Origin of the sequence: Flaviflagellibacter deserti, from assembly GCF_042652085.1 — a bacterium.
GTDB classification, from domain to species: Bacteria; Pseudomonadota; Alphaproteobacteria; order Rhizobiales; family Methylopilaceae; genus Flaviflagellibacter; species Flaviflagellibacter deserti.
This window is the reverse complement of the sequence record NZ_JBHSJF010000010.1, coordinates 19,667-39,215: the sequence shown is the minus strand read 5'-3', so window position 1 is coordinate 39,215 and position 19,549 is coordinate 19,667. Positions and strand designations below refer to the sequence as shown.

The following is a 19,549-nucleotide window of genomic DNA, read 5'->3' as shown; positions in this document are numbered from 1 at the left end:
AGCCTTGGCATGACGGAGAATGGGTTGGGCCTTCCTGAGCCGGATGCGCAGTATCGTGTCGAAGGATGGCGGCAGGCTCGGAGTGTGCGGCGATCCTTCGGACACGGCTCGCTTCGCGAGTCCGGCTCAGGATGAGGCTTCCATTCGCGGACCGGGAGACGGGATGGAGATATTTGCCTTAGGCGGCCGAGGCTTTCTCCCGCAGTCCAAGCACCTCGCCGGCGATCTCGAACGAGCGGACGCGGGCCTTGTGGTCGAAAATCTGGCCCGTGATCATGAGCTCGTCGACGCCGGTGCGGGCGATGAAGGCCTCGATCTCACGCTTGACCGTGTCCGGCGAGCCCGCCGCCGTGCAGGACAGCGCCTGCCGGACCATGGCCAAAGCCGGCCCGTCGATCATCTGCATGAAGCCCGGAACCGGTGGCGGGAGCTGACCCGGATTGCCGGTGCGTAGATTGACGAAGGCCTGCTGCTGCGAGGTCGCCAGGATGAGCCCCTCCTCGTCGGTATCGGCGGCGAAGACGTTGAAGCCGGCCATCACATGCGGCTTGGCGAGATATTCGGAGGGTCGGAACCGCTCGCGGTAGATCTCGATGGCGGACATCAGGTCGCCTGGCGCGAAATGCGAGGCGAAGGCGTAGGGAAGGCCGAGATGGGCCGCGAGCTGAGCGCCGAACGTGCTCGAACCGAGAATCCAGACCGGAACATCGAGTCCCGCCCCAGGAACAGCCTGTACCCGCTGGCCGGGCTGCGCGGGTTTGAAATAGGCCATCAGTTCCATGACGTCCTGCGGGAACTGGTCGACTTCGCCGGACAGGTTCCGCCTGAGCGCATGGGACGTGAATTGATCGGACCCGGGCGCCCGGCCGAGGCCGAGATCGATTCGGCCAGGGAAGAGCGCGGCAAGCGTGCCGAACTGCTCCGCGATCACGAGAGGCGCATGGTTCGGCAGCATGATGCCGCCGGCACCGACACGAATGGTCGAGGTGGCCGCCGCGATCTGGCCGATCAGGATCGACGTCGCGGCGCTGGCGATACCCGGCATGTTGTGGTGCTCGGCCAGCCAATAGCGTCCGTAGCCAAACCGCTCGGCATGCCTGGCGAGGTCGATCGAATTGCGGAGCGCCTGTCCGGCATTGCTGCCCTGCGGGATAGGCGAGAGGTCGAGGAGCGAAATCGGGATCATCGGTCCGATGTAGTGTCTCCTACAGAATTACCCAAGCCCTCCCCCGTATCGAAACGGCTTGCGTTTTACTGTCCGCATCTCCTTACCTTGGGCGGTGCTGAACAACTCTCGAAAATGCCCTCGCGTCCTTCTTTCGGAAGGCGCCAGCACCTCCGCTCGCGAGGCCGTGACGGCGCTCGGCCTTGGCGGTCATCAGGTCGAGTTCGTTGATCCGGATTCGCTTTGCATCTCGCGATTCTCGACCTTCGCTCAGGGCCAACACCGCTGCCCCGGAATCGGCGAAGATCCGCAAGGCTACTTCAACTTCGTCATCGGCCTTCTGAAGACCGGACGCTTCGACGTCCTGATCCCCATCCACGAACAGGGCCTCGTCTTCGCCAGATATCCCGAGAGGCTGCCGCCGAACGTCGCGGTCGCGTTGCCAAGCTTCCAGGCGTACTGGACCGCGCTCGACAAGGCCCGGTTCTCGCGGCTCCTGACGGAGATCGACGTGCCGCAACCTCGCACGCGGATTTTCACCGATATCAGCGAGGTCGGCTCCGACGTCGAGTTTCCCGTCGTCGTCAAGCTGGCGGTCGCGACAGCCAGCCGGGGCGTCAAATTCGCCCGGACCCCAGAAGATCTCGAAGCGGCAAAACGTGAGATCGGACCCGGCGAAGTGCTGGTCCAGCAGATGCTGGACGGCCCGCTCGAACACGCGCAGGCGATCTTCGATCGCGGCCGCTTCGTCGCCATGCACGGCTACCAGCAGTTGATCAGGGGCGCGGGCGGCGGCGAGGCGCTGAAGGAGAGCATCTACCGCCCCGCGGTGCGTGAGGCCGTGTGCGCCATCGCCCAGACGCTCGAATGGCACGGGGCGATGTCGTTCGACTACATCATGGAAGACGGCGTTCCGCGCCTGTTCGATTCCAATCCACGCCTCGTCGAGCCAATGAGCGCGCATCTGGCCGGCACCGATTTGATCGGCATGCTGGTGGCGGTCTCGCGCGGCGAGCATCCGCCGGAAGCTCCACCAACGAAGACCGGCGTGCGGACACGTCTCGGCATGCAGGCAATGCTGGGAGCCGCGCTCCGTACCAAGTCGCGCATCGCCGTTGCCCGCGAGATGGCGGCCCTCGCCTTCGCATCCGGCGACTATGCGGGCAGCGAGGAAGAACTGACGCCGCTGAAATACGATTGGCAGAGCATCGTCCCGGTCGCGGCGACCGGCGCCGCCGTCCTGCTGCACCCGAACATGGCCGATAAGCTGCCCAAATGGGGGTGGGGGGCTGGGCTTTTGACGCCACAGTCCATCGAGAAAATCGCGGCGGGCTGGCCGCCGGGAGGCCACGAAATGAACCAGCAACATAGGCTGTCTATCGGGCGGGCATGATCCGCTCGATTTACCTGTCCGCTTTCGCCGTCCTCATTACCGCGAACGCTCTCGCCGAGGACGCCATCAATCCCCTGGTCTCGGACCCTGCCCTCTATGAGGCGGCGGTCGCGCTTGTGCCGAAGGGCCTCGTTGCCGGCCAGGCCTTTCGCTATGACACTGAGACCAAGACGGCCTATGTCGCCGCCTTCCGCGACGGCGCGGACGATCCGCAGGACCCCGGCCTCGATGTCGACGGCGGGCAGGTCCTCGAACTCAAGCTTGCGGAGAATGGCGGGAAACTGAACATCGCTTCGCACGTGCTCCGACCGCGCCAGTCCGCCGACGATGTCGCGCCGCCCGAGCAATGGGAGCCCGGCGCACCGCCTGTCGGCACACCGATACCGTCAGGTGTGATCCCGTGCTCGATCAATGGCTGGTCGAACGATCCCGACCCGAGCGGTCTGAATGTCCGCGCCGCGCCCGATACGCGCTCAATGATCCTCGGACGGCTGGCACCGCCATGGAAAGGCAGCGGCGGGGCCGACATCGCCGGCGACATGGGCTACCGCACCGAATTCCGGATTATCGGCTATCGCAAGGGCTGGTTCCTGATCCAGGACGCGCAAGAGCCCGGCGCGCCCTATGAGGATCCGCCGCCGAAGCGGCATCCGAAATCGTTCAAGGGGCGCGGCTGGGTCAAGGCCAGGCTGGTCGGCGCGGCCTATGCGAATTCAAATCTCTCGCCTGCCCTGCTCCGGCAAGCGCCGCACCGCGACGCCGCTCTCCGGCCGACGCTCGACGGCGAGCCACGGCTTTCGATCGACGGAACGCTCGAAGTGCTGGAAGCCTGTTCCGGCCAATGGGCGTTGACGCGCTCGCGCGACGGCCAGCACGGCTGGTGGCGCGGCATCTGCTCCAACCAGGTCACGAACTGCAGCTGATCAGGCGGCTCGGTCGATCACCGAGCGAACCGTATAACCGCGATAGAGGCTCTCCGACCGCACCCGCATCTGACGCGACCGGGTGAGGACTTCCAGATCACGCTGCAGGCTCAGTCGCGGCGTGACATGGAACAGCGCCAGCCAGCGGTTCAGCGCCACGCGGAACGGCGACGGAAGCCCGGCCTGGTTGCCGAAATCGACGATGTGTATCGACCCCTCCGGCTTCAGATGCTTCATCGCGCAGACGAGCACCTTCTCCCAGCCCGGCATCATCGACAGCGCGTAGGAAATGACGATGCGGTCGAACTGACCGATGCCGAACATGGTCCGGGCGTCGAAGGCGGTCGCATCGGCCTGGGCGAGCGTGATCCGCGCCGACAACCCGGCCCTCATGATCGAGCGCCGCGCCGTCGTCAGCATCTCCGAGGAAATGTCGAAGCCGTAGCAGCGCACCTCGGAATAGGTGCGGGCGATCTTGATCAGGTTGCGGCCCGTGCCGCAGCCGACCTCGAGAACCTGTCCGCCGGTGGGCGGATCGAGCGCCTCGATGAGCGTGTCGCGGCCGAGCAGGTAGAATTTGCGGCTGGCATCGTAGATGTGCCGCTGGTGCCGGTAGATCTTGTCCATTAGTCCGGCGGCGTCGCTCATATCGCGTGTTCCGGCAGCGTGTAGAGGTGGAACGCGCCGTAGATCGACGAGCGGTCCTGCAGGCCGAGCCGCTGGCTCTTGTCGCACTCGTAAGTCCAAGTGTTGAGGATGTCGGCCGGCACGCGGCCCGGCAGGCAGCGCTCGTTGGCGGCGGTGCGGAAGATCACGCGCGCGCCGGGACGCGCGGTCCGGGTGATCTCGCTCCAGAGATCGGTAAGGTCCTGATCGCTCATCCAGTCCTGCGCGTCGAGGAGGACGAAGCAGTCGACGCTCGCCTCGGAGCTCTCGCGCAGGAAATGCGTCACCGATTGCTGACGATAGGTGACGCGTTCGCTGTGGTCACGCACCGCGTCGTAATTGTCGCGCTGCAGGTAAGGCGGCAGCGAGGCATCCTCCGTCGGCTGGTAGCGGCGGCCGAAGGCCTGCCAGGCGAAATAGTTCGACTGGATGTCGAACCCGCAGGCGAGGCGCTCCAGCCGTTCGAGCAGGACCGTCTTGATGCCTTCGGGCGAGTCGCCAGACAGGCTGCGATATTGCGCCGGCGGAATGCCAAGACCGTAGAGAGAAGCGGGTTGATTGATCAGCCAGCGCACGAACTTCTTCTCGAAGATCGGCAGGAAGGTCTGCTCGAACAGCGCGCGCTGCTCCTCGCGCGTCTGCGCGGTCAGGACGACGCTCGGGTCATAGCCGTAGAACTTGGCCAGCCGGTGCCCGGCGCCGATGAAGCCGCCGAGCAAACCGTGGCGGTAGAAGTTCTCGGCGAACACCTCGATCCGGCGGCGACGGTTGACGCGACGCGCCTCCCAATAGGAGCGCGACACCTGATCGAGATGCGGCTTGATCACGGTGTCGAAGGCCGTGACGTTGGCCTCGGAATTCGACTGGCCGAAGAAGCGGAAGAAAGCATCGTAGTCCGGCAGTGCCTTGAGAGCGGCGAGCTTCAGGCGGCCCAGCGCGACATGGGCACCATTGAGGTCGACGGCCGTGATCCTGGCCGGGTCGGCGGTCAGGTACGACAGGACGTTGCAGCTGCCCGAGGCGATCGCGACAATGTGGTCCGTCGGCTTGATCTGCAGGGCCTTCATGTCGACGACCGGGTCTTCCCAGATCTGCGGATAGACCAGACCGCGGAAGGCCCAGGTGAACATGCGCTCCAGAACGCCCTGTCGGGACAGTGCCCGGCTCTTGTGAACGGCGGTGCCGAGCCCGGCTTTGGTCTCGCGCCGAAGCGCCCGCGACAAATCAGTCATGGTCCCCGAATTCACCTTCAGCAGCCTGTCAAATAAGCGGCGTTAAAGGAGTCCGATGACTGCTCCATGACAATTGTGAACGTGGCGGGGGACAGTGCCCGGCGGCCTGGTCGATCGGATTTTCGGCTGATCCCTTCCGGCATCAGGCCATTTCGATGATCTCGAAGCCCCGGTCGCGATCAAGCAGATAGATCAGCCCGCGCTCGTCCACGTCGACATCGTTGCTCTGCGGCGCGGCGTGGCCGGGAAAAGGCTCCGGCACGTAGAAGGCGATCTCTTTCGGCTTCTCGGGATCGGCGATGTCGATCACCCGGAGCCCTCCCGCGAACCAGGCCGCGTAGATCAGGCTGCCGATCTGCTTCTCCTGGAACTGGTGCGCGCCGAAGCGCCCGCCCGCCTGCGAATAGGGCGAGCCCGTTTCGCTGACCTGGAAGGTCGAGATCGGCTTCAGGTTCGCGGGGTCGGACGCATCCATGATCCAGATGAAGCCGTGCGGCTGGCCCGGCGTGTGGTCGTGCTCCTCGTCGACCATCAGCGCGATCTGCCGACCGGCGATGAGTTCCGGCAGCGGCATGAGCGTGTGCGTGGGCTCTGGGAATGGCGGGTGGTAGTTGTAGCTGCCGAGCGTTCTCGGCCTGGTGATGTCGGAGATATCGATGACATAGCCGCCGGCGTACCAGCAGGCCGCCCACATCTTGTCGCCGACGCGCAGCGCGTGATGCAGCCGGTGCTTCTGACCGGACCAGGTAGGCTTCTCGCCCGCCGCGATGTTCTGGCCGGGCATCCACCAGCGCGAGACCTCGCGCGGATAAGTCGGGTCGGCGAGATCGTAGATGACGAGAATGTTGCCGATGAACCCGTCCATCTCGGTCGAGATGTAGGCGTAGTTCTCGTCCATGTCGAAACGGTGCACACCGATGCCGCCGGTCTTCACGTAGGACAGGAGCTTCGGATTGGCCGGGTCGGCGATGTTCCAGACCCGGAAGCCGCCGTCGCTGTAACCCCGTGCATGGCCTTCGCGAAGATCGGGGAGATCCTTCGCGGCGACGCCCACCGCTTCCGCGACTTCGGCATCGGTCGGTTCGCGCCCGAGCTTCTCTGTCAGCACCACCGTGGCGCCGACCAGTCCCTCGCCCTTGCGGTAGAAGTGCCGGCGGTGGCGCTCGACATTGGTGATCATCAGATCGCCCGCCACCCGCACCTTGTGAGTGTGCGAGTACTGGTTCGGCGGCGCGATCTTCGCGATCACCTTGGGGTTCGCTGGATCGCGCACATCGACGATCGAGGTGCCTTCCGGCGGCGACATATGGCCGAGGAAAGCCAGGCCGTCGCGAACCACGACCTGCCCGCCGCCCTGAATGTCCAGCCGCCCGACCTTGCGGGTGCCGCGTGTCATGGCGCCCGAACCAACCATCTCGTTCATGCGGACTCCATTCAGATTGCTTCCGCCGTCTTGGACGGCGTGGAGCGCGCCTGCCGGTTCTTCCGCCACTGCACGAAGGTCGGAACGAACAGCGAGATGGCCAGCAGCGCCCAGAGGATGTTCGCCACCGGAGAGGAGAAGAACACCAGAGGGTCATTGCCGCTGATGCGGAGCGCCCGCATGACATTGGCCTCGAGCAGCGGCCCGAGGATGACGCCGATCAGGATCGCGACGACGTTGTAGCCGGTGCGGCGGCAGATATAGCCGATCACGCCGAACAAGAGCGTCAGCCACAGATCGAACATGTATCCGCGCGGCGCGAACGAGCCGACCATCGTGAAGGCGATGATGATGGGCGCGAGAACCGCCGTCGGGATCAGAATCAGCTTCGAGATGTAGCGCGTCAGTGGCAGCGTGGTGAACAGCATCACGCCATAGGCGACGAGCATGGTCACGAACACGCCGTAGCCCAGTTCCGGCGTCTGGATGAAGAGACGCGGTCCGAGCTGCACGCCATGATAGGTCATGACGATCATCATGACCGCCGCCGTGGTGCCGCCGGGCACGCCGATGACGAGCAGCGGAATGAGATCGCCCGAGGCGCAGCCATTGTTCGAGCTTTCCGGAGCGATGACGCCTTCCGGAATGCCCGTGCCGAACTTCTCCGGCCTCTTCGAGTAAAGACGCGCCTGCTGATAGGCGACGAAGGCCGCGATGGACGCGCCGGCGCCGGGCACGATGCCGATGATGAGGCCGACGATCGCCGTCCAGATCATCAGCCAGGTGCGCTGGAAAGCCCATTTGATGCCCTCCAGCGTCTCCTTCCAGCCGGCCCTGCGCACGACTTGCAGCCCCTCCTCCGAGAGCACCGAACGGCTCTCCATCATGATCAGCGCTTCGGAGATCGCGAAAACGCCGATCAGGACGGGAATGAGCGGCACGCCGTCATAGAGTTCGAGGAAGCCGAACGTGGCGCGCGGTGTCGAATAGATGTGGTCCGCGCCGATGGCGCCGATAAGGAGGCCGAGGCCACCGGCGATCAGGCCCTTCAGCATGTTCTCGGATGCGATCGAGGCGATCAATGTGATGCCGAACAGCACGATCACGACCATCTCGACGCTGTGCAGGTAGTAGGCGAGCTTCGCCATATACGGCAGCAGGAAGATCGACATGCCCGCCGTCACCATGCCGCCGACCTGCGAGGCGACGAAGGACAGGACGAGCGCCTGTTGACCGAGCCCCTTCTTGGCCATCGGATAGCCGTCGAGACAGGTCGCTGCCGAGCCGCCATTGCCCGGTATGTTGAGCAAGATCGACGTGATGCCGCCTCCCGATTGCGAGGCGCAGAACAGCGACACCATGAAGATCATGGCCACGTCGACATCCACCGCCAGCGTGAACGGCAGCAGCATGATGATCGTGTTGGCCGAGCCAAAGCCGGGCATCGCGCCGATGATGATCCCGATCGTCGTCGCGATCAGGATCAGCCACCAATAGGACAGAGCGTGCGCGAAGAGTTCGGCGACAAATCCGAGACTGGGTTCCATCGGGAATGTCCGTTAGATGCCGGTCACCGCTCGCACCGCGAGCTCGAACGGGCCCATTGGGAATGCGGTACGGAGGATCGCGATGAACAGGATGTAGCCTGACAGGGCGAGGGCGCCGGCCGTGATGACGGCCGTCTTCGGCGGCATGCGTTCAAGCCAGAGGAAGGCGGCAAGGAGGAAACCGAACGTCGACAGCGTGAAGCCGAGCCACGGCAGCGCGGCGACCGAGGCCACCGCGAGCCCGAACAGGAGCACGCGGATGCGGAAGAGGGGTCCGTTTTCCCAAAGCGTGCTGAAATCGATCCTCAGCATTCCGCGCTTCAGTCCGAACACGGTCTGCAGCGCGAAGATGCCGATCAGGAGGTAGAGCATGACCGCGACGAACACGGCCGCGATCTTCGCCTCCCAGACGAGATCCTGGATCGAGATCAGGTAGTAGGTGGTGAATGCGAGGGCGATGGCCGGGATAACCCAGTCACCGCCCGTCGCTTCGCGCCGGTCCCGATCCCCGGGGTCCGGCGCCTGCCCTTCATAGGGCTCGGAGGGCATGCTCATTTGCCGGCCGACAGCAGCGTCTTGTACTGCTTGGCGAGTTCGGCGAATTCCTTCGCCGAGGCGTCGCAGGCCGCCGCGTCGGCATACTGGATGAACTCCCACGGCGTGCCGGCCTTCTCGGCGACCGTTTTGTATTCCGGATCGTCGAACACCGTCTTCATGGTGTCGGTCAGCTTCTTCAACCGGTCTGGATACTTCTCCGCCACCGAACGATGGATCGCCCAGGCGCGCTGGCCGGACAGGGTCGGCAGTTTGGTGCCCAGCGCCTCATTGATCGGCGGGGCGTTGTTGGTGAGGTCCGGAGCGCGGTTCTTGTCGTTGAAAACGGTCAGAAAGCGTGCCTGCTCGGATAGGCCCAGCGAGGACGACAGGAAGGTTGCGCAGCCGTCGACTTCGCCGGTGATCGCGGCGGCACGGGCGGGTCCGCCGCCGCCATACGGGATCATGCGGACCTTCATGCCGGTGGCATCGGCCAGCGCCAGCGCGCCGATGGTCGAGGGATGCGGCAGGCGGCTGGTCGAAAGCGTGATCTCGCGCTTCTTGCCCTCTTCGACGAGGTCGTTGATCGTCTTGAACTTGCTGTTGGTCGCGACCCAGATGACACTGTCGTCGGAGTCGATCGCCCCGAAATACATGATGTCTTCGGGGTACTTATATTTCACGTTCTGGGTCGCATACATGATCATCTCGGGACCGATGTTCCCGAACAGAAGATTGTATGCGTTCGCCTCGCGCTTTCCGATGAAGACCTCGTAGCCGACCTGGCCCGAGGCGCCGGGGAAATACGAGTATTCGAAGTTCGCGCCGAGGTGCTTCGCCCAGACGCGTGTGAAGGCGCGCGCCGCCTGGTCGACGCCGCCGCCTTCGCCGGTCGGAACGAGAACCTGGATATTGTCTGAGGGGAACGCCGCCCCCTGGCTCCGGGCCACCGCCGGAGCACCGAAAGCGGCCGCAGCCGCGCCGCCGGTCGCGAGGAAGCCGCGCCGGGTCATACCCTTGCTGAACATTCTGCTCTCCCTGGGTCGCCGGCGTTTTGGCCGCCTGGCTCTTGGTCTTGTCCGGCGCCCCCGCAGGGAGCGCCGGGCTTTACTCTCGTGGACTTACGAAACGGGGGTGTGGAGTTCGCCCACGCCCTCGACGTAGCCGCGCATCACGTCGCCCTTCTTGATGGCGCCGACGCCGGCAGGCGTGCCCGACATGATCAGGTCGCCGGGCGCCAGCGTGAACAGGCCGGACAGGTAGGAGATCATCTCCGGCACCTTCCAGATCAGCTGGTTGAGATCGCCAGTCTGCTTGCGCTCGCCATTGACGTCGAGCCAGATCGCACCCTTTTCGGGGTGCCCGATCTCGGAGGCCGGGACGATCTCGGTGCAGGGAGCGGAGGCTTCGAACGCCTTGCCGACTTCCCACGGACGACGGAGATCCTTGGCCTCGCCCTGAAGGTCACGGCGGGTCATGTCGAGGCCGACGCCGTAACCGAAGACGTATTCGAGCGCCTTCTCGACCGGGATGTCCTTGCCGCCCTTGCCGAGCGCGACCGTCATCTCGATCTCGAAATGCACGTCGCTGGTCTTCGGTGGATAGGGGAAAGCCTCACCGCTGAGGATGATGTTGTCCGGGTTCTTCTGGAAGAAGAACGGCGGCTCCTTGTTCGGGTCGTGGCCCATCTCGATGGCGTGCGCCGCGTAATTGCGGCCGACGCAATAGATGCGGCGAACCGGGAAGCGCGCCTTCGTTCCGCGAACCGGCAATGATGCCAGCGGCGGGACCGGGACGACGTATTCGCCGTCGACCGATGCGAAGAGGGTGGCGGCCTGGGTCATGCGTGTCTTACTCCAGCGTAGAAATCGATCTTGCGTTCAAGCATCGCGATCAGCTCGGCGGCACCGAGCGCGAAGGCGAAGACGATGAGGGTGAGCGCCCAGAATTCCTCCATGAGGAAGTTGCGCGAATAGACTTCGAACAGCTCGCCGAGGCCGATGATCGAGACCAGCAGCTGGCCGATCACGACGCCCTTCACGCCGCGAATCACGCCCAGCCGGATGCCGGCCAGGATTTCCGGCAGCGCCGCGAAGAAGACGATCTTCGTCAGCACCTGCCAGCGTGAGGCGCCGAAGGACTTCGCCATCGCGAGCAGCGACGGCGGCATGTCGCGGACACCGGCCCGTGTGTCGAGCGCGATGATCCAGACGGCGAACAGGAACACGGTGACGATGATCGTGGATTCGCCCATGCCGAACAGGATCATGATGACCGGCACGAGCGCCGACAGCGGCGCCGAGACGAACAGGTTGACCCACATGCCGAGCAGTTTGTCGGCAGCATCGACCCGGCCCATCAGGAGACCGAGCAGCACGCCCACGGCAATCGACAGCGCGATGCCGATGACGAAGCACTTCACCGTCATGATTGCGGCGTTGAGGAAGGTGGTGGAACCCACCACCTGCCCGAGTTCCATCACCACATGGCTGAGCGGCGGGAAGAGGAAGACAAGTCCGAGGCGCCCGACGATCTCCCAGACGATTGCCCAGAGGATCAGCGAAGCGAGAGGCGGGATGCGGTAGCCGGCGATTGTCATGGCTTGCCCCTAGTCCGCATAATCGCGAAGGCCGTGCCAGATTTCCTCGACGGTATCGAGGTAGGCCGGGTTGCGGCGAATGAGGTCCGGCGGTCCGCTGCGGTCGACATGCGGCTCGATGATCTCCGAGACGCGGCCGGGGCGCGGCGACAACAGGACGATGCGGTCGGAGAGGTAGACCGCCTCCTCGATCGAGTGGGTGACGAAGATCAGGGTCTTCCTCTCCACTTCGCGCAGGCGCAGCAGATCTTCCTGGAACTTGCGGCGGTTCTGCTCGTCGACCGCGCTGAACGGCTCGTCGAGCAGAAGCACATCGGCGTTCACCGCGAGCGCGCGGGCAAGGCCGACGCGCTGGCGCATGCCGCCCGACAGCTCGTGCGGATAGCGGTTCTCGAAGCCGGAAAGGCCGACCTGATTGATGTAGTGGCGCGCGGTTTCCTCGCGCTTCTTCTTGTCGATGCCCTGCAGTTCAAGACCGAAGGCGGCATTGCGCAGCACGCTCGCCCACGGCATCAGCGCGAAATCCTGGAAGACGAAGGCGCGCTCGGGGCCCGGACCGGTGACGGTCTTGCCCTTTACAACCACCTCGCCGCCCGTGGGTTCGAGCAGGCCGGCGATGATCTTCAGAAGCGTGGTCTTGCCGCAACCGGATGGACCGAGAAGGCTGGTCAGCTGGCCGGTCGGGAAGGTCAGGTTGATATCGCGCAGCGCCTCGACGCTCGAACCGTAGCGCTTGGAGATGTGGCGGACCTCGACGATCGGCTGCGCCGTGTCGGACTTGGTCGTTTCGCGCAACATGCGGACTGCAGCCGTCATGCGGAATGTTCCTTCTTTTCGGGCCGGAAGAGAGCGATTTCGACACGCTCGAGCAGTCCGACCGTGACGGCGGAAAAGAGAATGATGGTCGCGATCACCGCGTACATTTCGGCGTAGTCGGCGATCGAGCGGTGATAGGTGATCAGGTCGCCTATACCAGTCGGCGTGATCAGGAGTTCGGCCAGCACCACGCCAACGAAGCCGGCGGAGATACCGAGGCGAAGACCGGCGAAGATCATCGGGCTGGCATCCGGCAGAACGATCTTGAATATCTCCTGCCTGCGATTGCCGAGGAAGGACCGGCACATCGCCCGAAGCGACGGGCTGACATTGCGCACGGCCTTGTAGCCGTTGAGCGCGATCACCGGCAGCGCCAGGATGACAACGGCGAGCACCTTCGCGGTCAGGCCGATGCCATAGACGTAGGTGATCAGCGGAATGAGGGCCGCCATGGGCGCGGCCTGCATGACCACGAAGACCGGCACGCCGGCCCATTCGAGCTCATCGCGAAGACCCATCCCGACGCCCATGACGATGCCGATCACGGTCGCCACGACGAGGCCAATCACGAGGGGCTGCAAGGTGATCAGGAAGGCCGAGGGCAGCGACCCGTCGGCGACCATCCGGCCGAACGCCGCGACGACGTCCGAGAATGGCGGGAATGCCACGTTGATCGGAATGCGGCCGGCAACTTCCCATGCCAGGCAGAACAGCACCACCGAGGCAATCCGCCAGAGAATGAGGGAGCCGCCGGACCGAGCGGAGGGGGCCGTTGTTCCGGCGGCTCCAGAGGCGGCCGCTTGCGCGGCCGCCTGGTTGTTCGAAAAGGCGGGTTGAGCGCTCACCAGGCTCAGCCCTGAACCGCCTTGCGGGCGTTATCGAGCGGCTCGAAGGTCCAGAAATCGGCTTCCTTCAGTGTACCGGCATCGCCCTGGAGCTGGCCGGACACGGTGTAGAAATCGAAGTCGCTCTTCACCGCGGCGGCGCTGCCGCCGTCATCCGGATAGAGCTTGGCCTTCACCGCATCGGCAAAGTAAGGCTCGACCTCGGCGTTCAGGTCCTTCGGCAGGTCGGGAAGCAGCTTGTACTTCTCGCGGAGCGCGACAACGGTCTTCGGATCCTTGTTGATCTCGCGCTGCGTCTTCAGCAGCTCCTCGACCAGGATCGTCACGGCCTTCGCGTTCTTCTTCAGGAAGTCGGTGTTGGCGTAGAGCGCCTCGTCGGTCGCGTTCACGCCTTCCATGTTGAGGACCTTGTACTTGCCGCCGCCCTTCTCCTCGATCATGCGAAGCGCGCCGGAATCGACGATCGTGGCCTTCACATTGCCCTGCAGCAGCGCGCCGGCGCGGACTTCGGCGCCAGGGACGTAGGAATAACGGGCGAACTTGATGCCGTGCTTCTGCTGCATCAGGTTCATGATCGCCTCGGTGCCCGAACCGCGCGAATGAACCGCGAATTCTTGGCCGTCGAGGTCCTTCCAGTCCTTGTAGAACTCGGTGTTGACCACCGGATAGAAGCGCAGATTGCTGATCTGGTAGAACATCCGGATCGGCGCCTTGACCTTCTGCATCAGCGCATAGGGCGTGCCGATACCGACATCGGCCTGACCGCCGACCACCGCCTGCGCGGCGAGATCTTCCGACTTGAAGAACGTGCTCTGAACGTCGACGCCGCGCTCCTTGGCGCGCTCGAAGGCGATCAGAAGATTGAGGCTTTCGACGCTTGCGATGTCGCCGAAGGCCACGCGGATCGTATCCTTGGCCAATGCCACGCCCGACATCGCAACCGTGAGGGCTGCCGCTGCCGCAAACCGAGTCGCACCTTTGATGAGACTGCTCATGGACGTTCCTTCCCTGCTATTTATTATTTGACCAATTTGGCCATTTATAATGATTGGTTAGCACGCGATTTGTGGGCGGTCAAACCGGATTCACAGCAAAATCACGGCAGGCCTCCCCTCGCCTATACAGCGGATTAGGAGAAAAGGCCCCGTTGCCCTTGACTTCGACTTTGGTTTATATCATTCGATCAATCAGGAATTGGTTAGACCAATGGACAAACCAATCGCCGATTTCGGCGACAGCACTGATCGGCAGAGCGCGCATTCGGCGCTTACCCAATTGCGCGCCTTCATTGCGCAGAAGGACGTGGATGCCGATCCGCGCCTGCCGCCGGAGCGCGAGCTCTGCGATAGCCTGGGCGTCTCGCGCGGCGAATTGCGCAAGGCGCTGGCGGTTCTGGAAGCGGAAGGCCATCTCTGGCGCCATGTCGGCAAGGGGACGTTCGTCGGCCAGCGGCCGCTCGAGGACAGCGCCGACATTTCGACGCTCGCAAGCCAGACCAATCCCTCGGAAGTGATGCGGACCCGGCTCCTGCTGGAGCCTCTGCTCGCCCGCGAAGCCGCGATGAACGCGACCTCGGGCGATATCGAGGAGATGCGTCTATGCCTGCGCCGGTCGCGTCAGGCGGAGACGTGGCGGCAGTATGAGAACTGGGACAATCATTTCCACCGCGCGGTGGCGCAGGCGGCGCGTAACACGCTTTTGCTCGGCCTGTTCGACACGCTGAACACCGTGCGCCGGGCCGTGGTCTGGGGCCGGCTCAGGCCGAACCTGAAGGCCCCCTCGCCCGACCATCACAGCTTCGCGGAGCATGAAGCGATCGCGACGGCGATCGAGAACCGCGATCTCGACGGCGCGAGCCGGGGGATGCGCCAGCATCTGGAATCGGTGGCGCGGAAACTGGAAAATCGCGGCGACGAGCTCTGATCTCTGCGGTGCAGGAACCCTGCCGCCGAACTTCTCGTCTCGCGCGGCGCCGGGCGAGGAGAACCGTCCTCACTTAGGAGCGATGACCGGAAGCGGCGTGAAATAGGGCTCGACGCGCAGCGAGTTGCTCTTCAGAACGCTGATCTTCTTCAGCGGGGCCTGTTCCAACTCGCCCTTCTCGTTCTTGCGGACCGTGTACTGCCAGACCGACAATTCGCCGCGATCGACGAGCTGGCGGCCGACGACGGACGCATCCGGCGTCTCGACGCCGTTGATCTCGCCGGAGGTGAAGCCGACGACGATCTCGTCCTTCACGGTCACGATCCTGAACAGGGATACCTTGCTGTCGGCTGCCATGGCAGCCTGCGAACCCAGTTCGAGGATCGCGAACATGGCGGTGGAAACGGCAAACGCACGACGGGAAATGAGCATCACGAACCCCAGCCTCTGAATTGTCGACGGCCTTTGAGTAAGTGGTTCGGATTTCTGAGGTATTGCGTCTCGCGTTTCAGCGAGGAAACCGAAAAACGGAATAAGCGGCGAGGCACATCCGTTCTCTCACGGGCCACAGACCGGCCCGCCAACAAGGGAGAAAGCGATGACATGGAAGCTTCCCGCCGCGCTGACGTTCGCGGCAGCCGCCCTGACCGCGGGCAATGCCACGGCCGCGCCCGCAGCGCCCGAACTAGGACGGATCACGTCCTACGCGCCGCAGCCGGCGAGCGATGACGCGATGCGTGAATTGCTCGGCGAAACCCGCGATCCGGCCGGCAAGCCGGTGCAGCTCGCCGGCAATTCCTCGTCGAACTCATCGTCGAACGGTTCATCCAACTCGTCTTCGAATTCGTCTTCCAACAGCTCATCGAATTCGTCCTCGAACTCATCGTCGAACCGTTCTTCCAACTCTTCGTCCAATCGGTCGTCGAATTCCTCGTCCAACCGGTCACGGGGCGGCAAGTCGCCGTTCGGCCAGTTCCGGTTCTGAACCGGAACAAAGAAAGGGGCCGGAAATCCGGCCCCTTTTTCTCGCCCTCAGCGTGCAGCCCGTGCCTTGAGACGATACCAGCCGGCACCTGCGATCGTATTGCGGTAGATCTTCTCTCTCTTGTCCACGTCCTCGCGCTTCTCGGCGCCTATCTCCGCCTCAATCGCGGTATCGTCGCGCCGGAACGGAATCACCTGAACGAGTGGCGTGCCCTTCTCGATGACATGCACCCCATCCGGTCCCGTCGCGAAGAACGGGAAGTGGATGTGCGCCGAATAGGTGTCGGTATCGACCACGCCGGAGACGCATTCGAACACCGGGTTCGGCCGGTTCAGCGGCGGCATGAACAGGCAGCTCCAGCCGGGCGGCGTGCGGATCGACCAGAAGTTATGAAACTTCGACGGCGGCCTGGGTTCGCGCGGATTGCCGGCGACCTGGTGCATGCCGTGGTTCGACACCATGACCCGGTCGAAGTCCCAGCCGGCATCGACGGTATTGCCGCCGTGCTTGATCTCGAGCCTGACGGTCGCCGCCAGCGGCAGCAGCCAGCCGGTCGCCATGGCGTCGAAGAACGGCATGCAGCGCTTGATTGTGAGGCCGCTGTCGTTAGCGCCGACCGCTCCCTTGTCGACAGGCGGCAGAGCGCGGAACCAGTCCGGCAGGACGGCCCTGGCCTGTATCGGCGGGGCGATGACACCCTCGTCCTCGGGCTCGCAGAGAAACCGGATGACTGGGGCGGTTCGAACCAAAGCTCGCAACATGATCTGCCTCCTCTTTGCCGAGGCAGAACGGACGGCGCTTCCGGTTTATTCCCAGCCGTTCTTGCGGAGCGCCTCTTCCTCCGCCGTGGAGAGCGGGCTCTGGGCGTCTAGATCATCGAGGACGGCGTCGAGGCTCGCGGCTCCGGAGGCGGGCGCGAAACCGCCCTCGCCCGACTCCGCAACTGCCGCGACGACATGCCAGCGGCCGTCCTGATGGCAGCCGAGACCCCGGACGGGCTTTCTTGCGGAGGTCTCGAACATCCGGCAAGTGCCCTGCTTCGTGCGGAAGGTAGAGAGCAGCTTCACCGCCCCGTCGCCCGCACCTAGGGTCTCGCCGGTGAGACTGGCATCCAGTGCGGTAACGAGAGCTTCGTTGGCAGCGAGGACACCATCGCCTGCTCTGTTCCCGAGGAAATAGCCGCCAAGACCCGCCGCCACCACCAGAGCAGCCGCCAACGGCAGCAGAGTCGATGTCGCCCAGCCGCGCTGAGCGGCGCTGTTCGCGGGCTGCATGACCGCCGCCACGAGCCGCTCCGGAAGCGGGTCCTGCAGATCGGCCGACAGAGTGTCCCGGGCGATGGCCCGCGACGTCCGGAACAGGCCGACCCGCCGCGCCAAGGCCGGATCGGCGGCGACGGCACGGGCGATGGCCTGCATTTCCTTCGGATCAAGCTCGCCGTCGGCATAGGCCATCAGCATCTCGTCGTTCACCTCCATCATCGCGAAACCTCTCTTCGCGCGGTCGCCCCTTCCGCCTTCATCAACGCCAATCTGGCCCGGGACAGCCGGCTCATCACCGTTCCGATCGGGATCTCCAGGACCTCGGCCGCGTCGCGATAGCTCATGTCATCGACGCAGACGAGGACGAGCACGGCGCGCTGATCCTCCGGCAGGGCGGCGATGCGGTCACGGACCGAGGCAAGTTCCAGCCGGCCTTCGGTGACGGCGCGGCCGTCATCTCCGGTGAGGTCGAACTTATCTTCCAGCGGCTCCTCGGCCGCGATGCGGTGCTTGCGGACCTCGTCGATGTGGTGGTTTCGCATGATGCGGAACATCCAGCTGTCGAGCCGCGTCCCCTGTGTCCATTGGCCAAGCGAGCGCAAGGCTCTCTCACAGGTCGCCTGCACGAGATCGTCCGCATCGGCGCTCGTACCGGCCAGGGCACGCGCGAACCGCCGCAGGCGCGGCAGGAGCAGGATCATCTGATGACGCGGATCGTTCGCCACTCGCCGTTCCCTGTGCGGGTTGAGAACGGCCCGCTTCGGGCTTTATTCCACGAGGGATGCATTTTCTGGCAGACGTGGGAATACTGAGGCGGAGGCTTCGTTTCCATCAAGTCCGCCCCGGAGTGGTCCCGTGAAAAAGCCCCTGCCCGCGCTCGTGCTCATTGCGATGGCGCTCGCCTTCTGGCCGTTCCCGCAGACCAGCGGCATCGGCCCGGTCGCTGCCTTGGCCGATGATGACGGCGATGACGGGGGAGACGACGGCGGAGGCCGGGGTCGCGGGAGCAGGGGCGGAGACGGCCCGCGCGGCTTCTCGCCCGGCGGAGGCACCGGCTTCTTCGATTTCCTTAGACCGCGCGAACGCGCTCAGCGCCGACCGGAACGAGCGGCCCCGATCCGCTTCCTGCCCGAGGAGATCGTGGTTGCCGGCATAGACGAGCGGACGCTCGACCTCCTCGCGGCGGACGGCTTTACGATAGTTGAACGAGCCGCGGTCGGCCGCGCCGGGCGGATGGTCGCGAGACTGCGCGAACCGCGCAACACGGCCTATGCCGCCGCGCGCACCCGCATTCTGGCGATCGCCCCCGACGCGATCGTCGACCTGAACCATGTCTACCGGACGAGCGAATTCGGCTGCCCGAAAGGGGCCTGCTCAGGACCGACCTTCATCGCCTGGCCGTCGCACGGCTGCAGGGCCAGGCCGCTGATCGGCATGATCGACACCGGCGTCGACCTCGCCCATCCAGCCTTCGCCGGCCGCGCGATCGAGGAGATGTCGGTAATCGGAGCCGGGCGCAAGCCGGCCAACAACGCCCATGGAACGGCGATCGCGGCACTTCTGGCCGGCGCACCTGAGAGCCGCACGCCCGGCCTCGTCCCGGATGCGCGGGTGATCGCTGTCGCCGCGTTCCACTTGGAGGGCCGGGCCGAGATCGCCGACGCGTTCTCGCTGACGCGCGGCATCGACCTCCTGGTCGAGCGGCGCGTCGACATTGTCAATCTCAGCCTCGCGGGAGACGACAACGCGGTCGTCGGAGCCGCGGTCAGCGCGGCGATCGATACCGGCATCGCCGTGGTCGCCTCGGCGGGCAATCGCGGTGCGGGCGCGGCACCCGCCTACCCGGCGGCCTATCCGGACGTGATCGCCGTCACGGCGATCGACGTGAAGCGGAGGCTCTACCGGCAGGCCGGCCGGGGCGAGCACCTCGATTTTGCCGCGCCCGGCGTGAAGCTCTGGACCGCCGCCGGCACCGGAGGCCGCTTCCGCTCCGGCACGTCTTATGCAGCGCCCTTCGTGACGGCGGCGCTCGCGGTCAAGCTGGCGCATGCGCCGGACCGGCCTTTGGGCGAGATCGTCTACGAGATGGCGAGCCAGGCCGACGATCTCGGCGAGGCCGGCCGCGACCCGCTCTACGGTTGGGGCCTGATCCAGGCGACCGAGCTCTGTACGCCAGTCGCGGACGCCGCATCGCCGGGCTGACGAAAGGCCGGTTGCGGCAAGCCACCGACCCCGG

At 64.9% G+C, this 19,549-nt stretch carries 21 protein-coding genes; 4 read left to right on the top strand and 17 right to left on the bottom strand.

The features are described from left to right. Positions 1-178: 178 nt before the first annotated feature. A complete protein-coding gene (locus ACFPFW_RS18500; protein ID WP_114958626.1) occupies positions 179-1,186 on the bottom strand; it encodes an LLM class flavin-dependent oxidoreductase in 1,008 nt (335 codons plus the stop codon). Between the two features lie 58 nt (positions 1,187-1,244). Here ACFPFW_RS18500 and ACFPFW_RS18495 point away from each other — a divergent pair, with 58 nt between their 5' ends. Next, positions 1,245-2,558, top strand: coding sequence for an ATP-binding protein (locus tag ACFPFW_RS18495; RefSeq protein ID WP_379771818.1), 1,314 nt, complete (start codon positions 1,245-1,247; stop codon positions 2,556-2,558). Further along, positions 2,555-3,481 carry an SH3 domain-containing protein gene (locus ACFPFW_RS18490; protein ID WP_114958628.1) on the top strand — a complete coding sequence of 309 codons (927 nt, stop codon included), beginning with the start codon at positions 2,555-2,557 and terminating at the stop codon, positions 3,479-3,481. Before ACFPFW_RS18495 ends, ACFPFW_RS18490 begins: the two co-directional genes overlap by 4 nt. Here the strand turns inward: ACFPFW_RS18490 and ACFPFW_RS18485 are convergent, their stop codons facing one another. The 11 genes from ACFPFW_RS18485 to ACFPFW_RS18435 all read right to left on the bottom strand — a co-directional run bounded on the left by ACFPFW_RS18485 (position 3,482) and on the right by ACFPFW_RS18435 (position 14,138). Beyond that, the gene (locus ACFPFW_RS18485; protein ID WP_114958629.1) at positions 3,482-4,129 is read right to left on the bottom strand and encodes a class I SAM-dependent methyltransferase; all 648 of its coding nucleotides are present in this window, start codon (positions 4,127-4,129) and stop codon (positions 3,482-3,484) included. Next, positions 4,126-5,379, bottom strand: coding sequence for a BtaA family protein (locus ACFPFW_RS18480; protein ID WP_114958630.1), 1,254 nt, complete (start codon positions 5,377-5,379; stop codon positions 4,126-4,128). The genes ACFPFW_RS18485 and ACFPFW_RS18480 overlap by 4 nt, the downstream gene beginning before the upstream one ends. Before the next feature lie 142 nt (positions 5,380-5,521). Then, positions 5,522-6,802: an RNA polymerase subunit sigma-70 gene (locus tag ACFPFW_RS18475; protein WP_114958631.1), complete on the bottom strand. Its 1,281-nt coding sequence runs from the start codon at positions 6,800-6,802 to the stop codon at positions 5,522-5,524. Between the two features lie 11 nt (positions 6,803-6,813). Then, entirely contained in the window at positions 6,814-8,349 is a 1,536-nt protein-coding gene (locus ACFPFW_RS18470; RefSeq protein WP_114958632.1) for a tripartite tricarboxylate transporter permease, read from the bottom strand. Between the two features lie 12 nt (positions 8,350-8,361). Further along, on the bottom strand, positions 8,362-8,898 hold the full coding sequence (locus ACFPFW_RS18465; RefSeq protein WP_114958633.1) for a tripartite tricarboxylate transporter TctB family protein: 537 nt from the start codon (positions 8,896-8,898) through the stop codon (positions 8,362-8,364). Positions 8,899-8,900: 2 nt separating this feature from the next. Continuing rightward, positions 8,901-9,911, bottom strand: a complete 1,011-nt coding sequence (locus ACFPFW_RS18460) for a tripartite tricarboxylate transporter substrate-binding protein (protein WP_379771815.1) — start codon at positions 9,909-9,911, stop codon at positions 8,901-8,903. A 93-nt stretch (positions 9,912-10,004) separates the two neighbouring features. Continuing rightward, the gene (locus ACFPFW_RS18455) at positions 10,005-10,727 is read right to left on the bottom strand and encodes a fumarylacetoacetate hydrolase family protein (RefSeq protein ID WP_114958634.1); all 723 of its coding nucleotides are present in this window, start codon (positions 10,725-10,727) and stop codon (positions 10,005-10,007) included. Then, positions 10,724-11,482, bottom strand: coding sequence for an ABC transporter permease (locus tag ACFPFW_RS18450; protein WP_114958635.1), 759 nt, complete (start codon positions 11,480-11,482; stop codon positions 10,724-10,726). The genes ACFPFW_RS18455 and ACFPFW_RS18450 overlap by 4 nt, the downstream gene beginning before the upstream one ends. A 9-nt stretch (positions 11,483-11,491) precedes the next feature. Next, positions 11,492-12,298, bottom strand: a complete 807-nt coding sequence (locus ACFPFW_RS18445) for an ABC transporter ATP-binding protein (RefSeq protein ID WP_114958636.1) — start codon at positions 12,296-12,298, stop codon at positions 11,492-11,494. Then, a complete protein-coding gene (locus ACFPFW_RS18440; RefSeq protein ID WP_114958637.1) occupies positions 12,295-13,143 on the bottom strand; it encodes an ABC transporter permease in 849 nt (282 codons plus the stop codon). The genes ACFPFW_RS18445 and ACFPFW_RS18440 overlap by 4 nt, the downstream gene beginning before the upstream one ends. A 5-nt stretch (positions 13,144-13,148) precedes the next feature. Beyond that, positions 13,149-14,138, bottom strand: a complete 990-nt coding sequence (locus ACFPFW_RS18435) for an ABC transporter substrate-binding protein (protein ID WP_114958638.1) — start codon at positions 14,136-14,138, stop codon at positions 13,149-13,151. 211 nt (positions 14,139-14,349) lie between these two features. On the opposite strand from ACFPFW_RS18435, the gene ACFPFW_RS18430 reads away from it, so the two are divergent. Then, positions 14,350-15,066, top strand: coding sequence for a FadR/GntR family transcriptional regulator (locus ACFPFW_RS18430; RefSeq protein ID WP_114958639.1), 717 nt, complete (start codon positions 14,350-14,352; stop codon positions 15,064-15,066). 69 nt (positions 15,067-15,135) lie between these two features. On the opposite strand, the gene ACFPFW_RS18425 is transcribed toward ACFPFW_RS18430, so the two are convergent. The 5 genes from ACFPFW_RS18425 to ACFPFW_RS18405 all read right to left on the bottom strand — a co-directional run bounded on the left by ACFPFW_RS18425 (position 15,136) and on the right by ACFPFW_RS18405 (position 18,038). After that, positions 15,136-15,498, bottom strand: a complete 363-nt coding sequence (locus ACFPFW_RS18425; protein WP_379771811.1) for a hypothetical protein — start codon at positions 15,496-15,498, stop codon at positions 15,136-15,138. Between the two features lie 270 nt (positions 15,499-15,768). After that, positions 15,769-16,005, bottom strand: coding sequence for a hypothetical protein (locus ACFPFW_RS18420; protein WP_162799805.1), 237 nt, complete (start codon positions 16,003-16,005; stop codon positions 15,769-15,771). Between the two features lie 93 nt (positions 16,006-16,098). Beyond that, positions 16,099-16,812 (bottom strand): DUF6065 family protein, encoded by a 714-nt coding sequence (locus ACFPFW_RS18415; protein ID WP_114958640.1) that lies wholly within the window; start codon positions 16,810-16,812, stop codon positions 16,099-16,101. Between the two features lie 45 nt (positions 16,813-16,857). Next, on the bottom strand, positions 16,858-17,532 hold the full coding sequence (locus tag ACFPFW_RS18410) for an anti-sigma factor family protein (RefSeq protein ID WP_162799806.1): 675 nt from the start codon (positions 17,530-17,532) through the stop codon (positions 16,858-16,860). After that, positions 17,529-18,038: a sigma-70 family RNA polymerase sigma factor gene (locus ACFPFW_RS18405; RefSeq protein WP_379771808.1), complete on the bottom strand. Its 510-nt coding sequence runs from the start codon at positions 18,036-18,038 to the stop codon at positions 17,529-17,531. The genes ACFPFW_RS18410 and ACFPFW_RS18405 overlap by 4 nt, the downstream gene beginning before the upstream one ends. Positions 18,039-18,168: 130 nt before the next feature. Between ACFPFW_RS18405 and ACFPFW_RS18400 the strand changes: the two genes are divergently transcribed. Then, positions 18,169-19,515 (top strand): S8 family serine peptidase, encoded by a 1,347-nt coding sequence (locus tag ACFPFW_RS18400; protein WP_114958642.1) that lies wholly within the window; start codon positions 18,169-18,171, stop codon positions 19,513-19,515. Positions 19,516-19,549 lie beyond the last annotated feature (34 nt).

What these genes read in the sequence shown, in the direction of transcription:
- ACFPFW_RS18500 (WP_114958626.1), bottom strand. Translation starts at nt 1,186, where the DNA reads ATGATCCCGATTTCGCTCCTCGACCTCTCGCCTATCCCGCAGGGCAGC.
- ACFPFW_RS18490 (WP_114958628.1), top strand. Translation starts at nt 2,555, where the DNA reads ATGATCCGCTCGATTTACCTGTCCGCTTTCGCCGTCCTCATTACCGCG.
- ACFPFW_RS18485 (WP_114958629.1), bottom strand. Translation starts at nt 4,129, where the DNA reads ATGAGCGACGCCGCCGGACTAATGGACAAGATCTACCGGCACCAGCGG.
- ACFPFW_RS18480 (WP_114958630.1), bottom strand. Translation starts at nt 5,379, where the DNA reads ATGACTGATTTGTCGCGGGCGCTTCGGCGCGAGACCAAAGCCGGGCTC.
- ACFPFW_RS18475 (WP_114958631.1), bottom strand. Translation starts at nt 6,802, where the DNA reads ATGAACGAGATGGTTGGTTCGGGCGCCATGACACGCGGCACCCGCAAG.
- ACFPFW_RS18470 (WP_114958632.1), bottom strand. Translation starts at nt 8,349, where the DNA reads ATGGAACCCAGTCTCGGATTTGTCGCCGAACTCTTCGCGCACGCTCTG.
- ACFPFW_RS18465 (WP_114958633.1), bottom strand. Translation starts at nt 8,898, where the DNA reads ATGCCCTCCGAGCCCTATGAAGGGCAGGCGCCGGACCCCGGGGATCGG.
- ACFPFW_RS18460 (WP_379771815.1), bottom strand. Translation starts at nt 9,911, where the DNA reads ATGTTCAGCAAGGGTATGACCCGGCGCGGCTTCCTCGCGACCGGCGGC.
- ACFPFW_RS18455 (WP_114958634.1), bottom strand. Translation starts at nt 10,727, where the DNA reads ATGACCCAGGCCGCCACCCTCTTCGCATCGGTCGACGGCGAATACGTC.
- ACFPFW_RS18450 (WP_114958635.1), bottom strand. Translation starts at nt 11,482, where the DNA reads ATGACAATCGCCGGCTACCGCATCCCGCCTCTCGCTTCGCTGATCCTC.
- ACFPFW_RS18445 (WP_114958636.1), bottom strand. Translation starts at nt 12,298, where the DNA reads ATGACGGCTGCAGTCCGCATGTTGCGCGAAACGACCAAGTCCGACACG.
- ACFPFW_RS18435 (WP_114958638.1), bottom strand. Translation starts at nt 14,138, where the DNA reads ATGAGCAGTCTCATCAAAGGTGCGACTCGGTTTGCGGCAGCGGCAGCC.
- ACFPFW_RS18430 (WP_114958639.1), top strand. Translation starts at nt 14,350, where the DNA reads ATGGACAAACCAATCGCCGATTTCGGCGACAGCACTGATCGGCAGAGC.
- ACFPFW_RS18425 (WP_379771811.1), bottom strand. Translation starts at nt 15,498, where the DNA reads ATGCTCATTTCCCGTCGTGCGTTTGCCGTTTCCACCGCCATGTTCGCG.
- ACFPFW_RS18415 (WP_114958640.1), bottom strand. Translation starts at nt 16,812, where the DNA reads ATGTTGCGAGCTTTGGTTCGAACCGCCCCAGTCATCCGGTTTCTCTGC.
- ACFPFW_RS18410 (WP_162799806.1), bottom strand. Translation starts at nt 17,532, where the DNA reads ATGATGGAGGTGAACGACGAGATGCTGATGGCCTATGCCGACGGCGAG.